At 70.3% G+C, this 3,898-nt stretch carries 3 protein-coding genes; all 3 read right to left on the reverse strand.

All coding sequences use genetic code 11. The features are described from left to right. Positions 1–1,587: cytochrome c biogenesis protein ResB (gene resB, locus DD1DGNOD_RS23435; protein WP_430827858.1), on the reverse strand; the 1,587-nt coding region annotated here is incomplete at its 3' end. Between the two features lie 95 nt (positions 1,588–1,682). Further along, a complete protein-coding gene (locus DD1DGNOD_RS23440) occupies positions 1,683–2,606 on the reverse strand; it encodes a cytochrome c biogenesis CcdA family protein (RefSeq protein WP_131768583.1) in 924 nt (307 codons plus the stop codon). Between the two features lie 253 nt (positions 2,607–2,859). After that, complete coding sequence (locus DD1DGNOD_RS23445; RefSeq protein WP_131768585.1) at positions 2,860–3,519, reverse strand: TlpA family protein disulfide reductase; 660 nt, start codon at positions 3,517–3,519, stop codon at positions 2,860–2,862. Positions 3,520–3,898: the final 379 nt, after the last annotated feature.

Consider the following 3,898-nt stretch of genomic DNA (forward strand, 5'->3'; position numbering starts at 1 on the left):
GCCCTTGAACGGATCCGACTTGGTCTGGAACGTGGCGAACTCACGGACCCCGTCGACCTCCAGGGACATTCCGCCGGGCAGACCGCTGATCGTCCGCTGGTCGGGGTTGTTCAACGCGAGCACCTGCGCCACCCGACCCGTACCGATCGGGCCGTCCAGCCGCAGCTGGCGCATGTCCCGGGTGTCCAGCGAGTAGACGTTCTGCGGCACGCCCTCGTTGATGTGGAGGTTGCCGACATAGCCGGTGAGGGTGAGACCGGGGGCGTCCGCGGCCGGATGGGTCGAGATGTAACCGTGCGCCGGATCGAGCTGCGTGGTCGGGGTGAACACGCCGGTGAACGCCAGCTGCTGCGGTTCACGGGTCGGCCCGGTCGGCGCAAGCCCAGTGTCGCCGATCTTCAACGTGCAGGTGGACGCGAACATGGCGTCCCGCGGCGTACAGGGCTGGTAGCCCTCCCAGACAATGCTGCCGTCACTGTTCTTCAGCACGAAGTGCGGCGCGTAGCCGTGCCCGATCAGGTAGACCTTGGCGCTGCCGATCGCCAGCGGATGGTTGACCCGGATGTCGACCGTGCGGGTGGGTCCGCCGAGATCGGCGGTGTACGCGACTTCGGCGCGAAAGTCCGCCGGCTGGCCGCTGGGCTGGTACGACGCGGTGAACTCGTCCAGCGTCAGGGAGAACGGCGTCAGGTCACCGGCGGGGTCGACCAGCTTGCCCCGGCTGAACTGGTCGTAGGAGACCAGCGTGTTCGTGAAACCGTCGCCTTTGATGACCAGGACGGTGCCCTGGTAGCCGAACCACGAGCCCAGCCCGACTCCGACGAGCATCAGCACCAACGCGATGTGGAAGACGAGGTTTCCGGTCTCGCGCAGGTAGCCCTTTTCCGCCGCCACGGAGAAATCACGGCTGCCGTCGGGCCGGGTCGCGTCCTCGGGCGCGACCACGACCCGGAACCGCCGCAGCCGCAGGACCACGCCCGCGGCCTCGATCACCTCCGGTGGACGCAGCGAGCTGTCCCACGACCGGCCGCCGGCCAGCCGGCTCGGCCGGGCCGGTGCCCGCGGCGGCCGTCCCACCAGCGCCCTGGCATGCCATCGGACCCTGGAGGCCAGACAGCCGATCAGGGAGACGAACAGCAGCAGGTAGATCGCGGCGAACCAGGGAGCACCGAAAACGTTGAAGGCCGACAGCCTGTCGAGAAACGGCGCGAGCGAGGGATGATCGCGGAAGTACTGCTCGACCTTCAACGGGTTCAGCGACCGCTGCGGCAGCAGGGAGCCGGGAACAGCCGCAAGCGCGAAGAGGAACAGCAGCAGCAACGCCGTACGCATGCTGGTCAGCTGGTGCCAAGCACGCCGGAGCGGGCCAATGACCAACCGCGGGGAACGAGACGCGCCGCTGGCGCCGCCGCCTCCACCACCTCCGCCACGCGGTCCGGACGGCGCCGCGGGCGCACGCTCACGCACCTCGTCGGGCACGGTCGTCAGGATCCCGACCCCGTCGGAGGCACCGGTCGAGTCGGTCGGGTCAGTGGCCCCGATCAGGTCGGTGGCCCCGATCGGATCGCCCACGTCTGATACAGCCATGGTTGCCGTCGCTCCTGATCCGTCGGTCACCGGGCCTGGAGCACCACCGCGCGCCGGGTTGGGGCGGGGCGGGCGCGTCCGGTCGCTCCGCCCGCTCACAAGGGGGTCTCCGCAAATCCCGGCACGTAGGGCCGGAGAGAAGCGATCAGGTCGGTCCAGGCACCGGTGACCTGGAGAAGTCCGACGGCGACGAGAAGCAGGCCCCCGGCAAGAGTGAGCGCCCGAGCGCGCCTGCGGGCCGCCGCCAGAACGCCGGCCACCTGCCGGAAGGCCAAGCCCACGACGAGGAACGGCACCCCCAGGCCGAAACAGTAGACGGCGGAGAGGAACGCGCCCCGACCGGCGGTCGCGCTCTGCACCGCAAGCCCCAGCACCGCCGTCAGGGTCGGCCCGAGGCACGGCGTCCAACCGATCCCGAACAGGACGCCGAGGACGGGGGCGCCGACCAGGCCAGGCGCGGGCAGCCGGTGGATGCGCCACTCCCGGTTGGCCAGCGACAGTCGGGCGAACACCCCGGCGAACGCCAGCCCCATGACGATGGTCACCGAGCCGAGGATCCGGCTGACGCCGACCTGGTGCAGGGTCAGCCAGCGGCCCAACCCGCCGAAGGCCGCACCATAGCTGACGAAGACGGCGGTGAAGCCGACGACGAACAGCACGGTACCGAGTGTGACCCGGCCCAACAGCCGATGTCGGGCCCGGCTGCTGATGCTGATACCGGTGCTGCCGGCGGGCCGGGAGTCGGCCAGCCGACCGCCGGCTGGCAGCGGCGAGGCGCCAGCGGCCAGCGGCGAAGCACCGGCTGGCAACGGCGAAGCACCGGCCACCAGCGGCGAGGCCCCGGCGCCGACCACGGGTCGGGCGGCCAGTTCCTCGCCCGACAGCCCCGTGACGAAGGACAGGTATCCGGGCACGAGAGGCAGCACGCACGGGGACAGGAACGACAACAGCCCCGCCGCCGCCGCGACCGGTGCGGCAAGCAGCAGTGGTCCGTCCGCGACGAACGACGTGACGCTCACCGGAGGGCTCCCCCCGGCCGGGTGACGCGGCCGATCCCGTCGCCGCTCATACCTGCACGGCTCATACGGCTCATACCGTCACCGCCGGCATCCCGCCGTTCATGCCCGCGCGGCTCACTCATGCGGTCACGGCCGGGGCCGGTGCAGCCGGTATCGATACGGCCCGTGCCCGTACCCCGGGCACCGGTGCAGCCGGTATCGGTGCCGGCGGTGCCCGTGCCCCCGGCGTCCGTACGGCTCATCCCGTCGCTGCTCATGTCTCCGCCCGGAGCCGGGCGAGCACGGGCGTCAGCTCGTCCGGGAGCACACCGCCGGTGAAGCGCGCCGCAAGCCGGCCTTCGCCGTCGAGCACGAAGGTCGACGGCAGACCGGGCGGAACCGGCCAGCGCGCCGCGAGCGTGCCGATCCGGTCGACGATGCTCGGATAGATCACGCCGTTGTCGCGGATGAACGCCTTCGCCGCGGAGAGGTTGTCCTTCTCGTTCACCCCGACAAAGGCCACCTCCGGATTGTCCGCGGCCATCCTGACCAGACCGGGCGTCTCCGCCCGGCACGGCGCGCACCACGACGCCCAGAAGTTCACAACGGTGATCTTCCCGCGGAAGTCCACGAGGCTCAGATCAGGACCGGCCACGGTGGGACCGGTGAGCTCGGGAGCCGGCTTGCGACTGCCGACCGGGACGAAGTCGGAGTTGGGTGCCTGCTGGACGAAACCGAAACCACCGCCGGCGGCCTGGTCCACGCTGTCACTCCCGCTCGAGCACGCGGCCGTCACCAACACCGAGGCAACCGTCATCAGCACCGAGGCGCACAGCGCGCACACGAACCTGAGGGGACGACGGCGGTGCAGCACCCGGCCAACCCGTGCGCGCAACACACCGGATGCCGCTCGCGCGTTCTGCCGCCCGTCCACACACACTCCTCCCGGTGAGGAACCCCGATACGCGAAAGGCACATGATCGCGCCACCGCTGGCCCGCTGACCGGCCGGCTACCGCCCGGACCGGACCGAGCCAGTACATGCCCCGGCCCACCAGCCTACGACCAACTGTAGAACTCAACCCCGAGGATCAGCCCCGGTTACGGGCGCGTCCCGGACAGCCGATGACTCACGCGCTCTGACGATTCAACCGTCCGTCACCGGCCCTCGGACACGTCACCGACTTGCAGAGGGAGCGTCAGAGGACTTGGATCTATAGCCTCCACGTGGAGGCCCTGAACTCAGAAAACGGCTGAACGTCACAGATCGATACACCGTTTCCCCGGCAGCCCCCTTTCAGAAGGGTGGCGGGG

This window comes from Candidatus Protofrankia californiensis (assembly GCF_900634765.1).
GTDB classification, from domain to species: Bacteria; Actinomycetota; Actinomycetes; order Frankiales; family Frankiaceae; genus Protofrankia; species Protofrankia californiensis.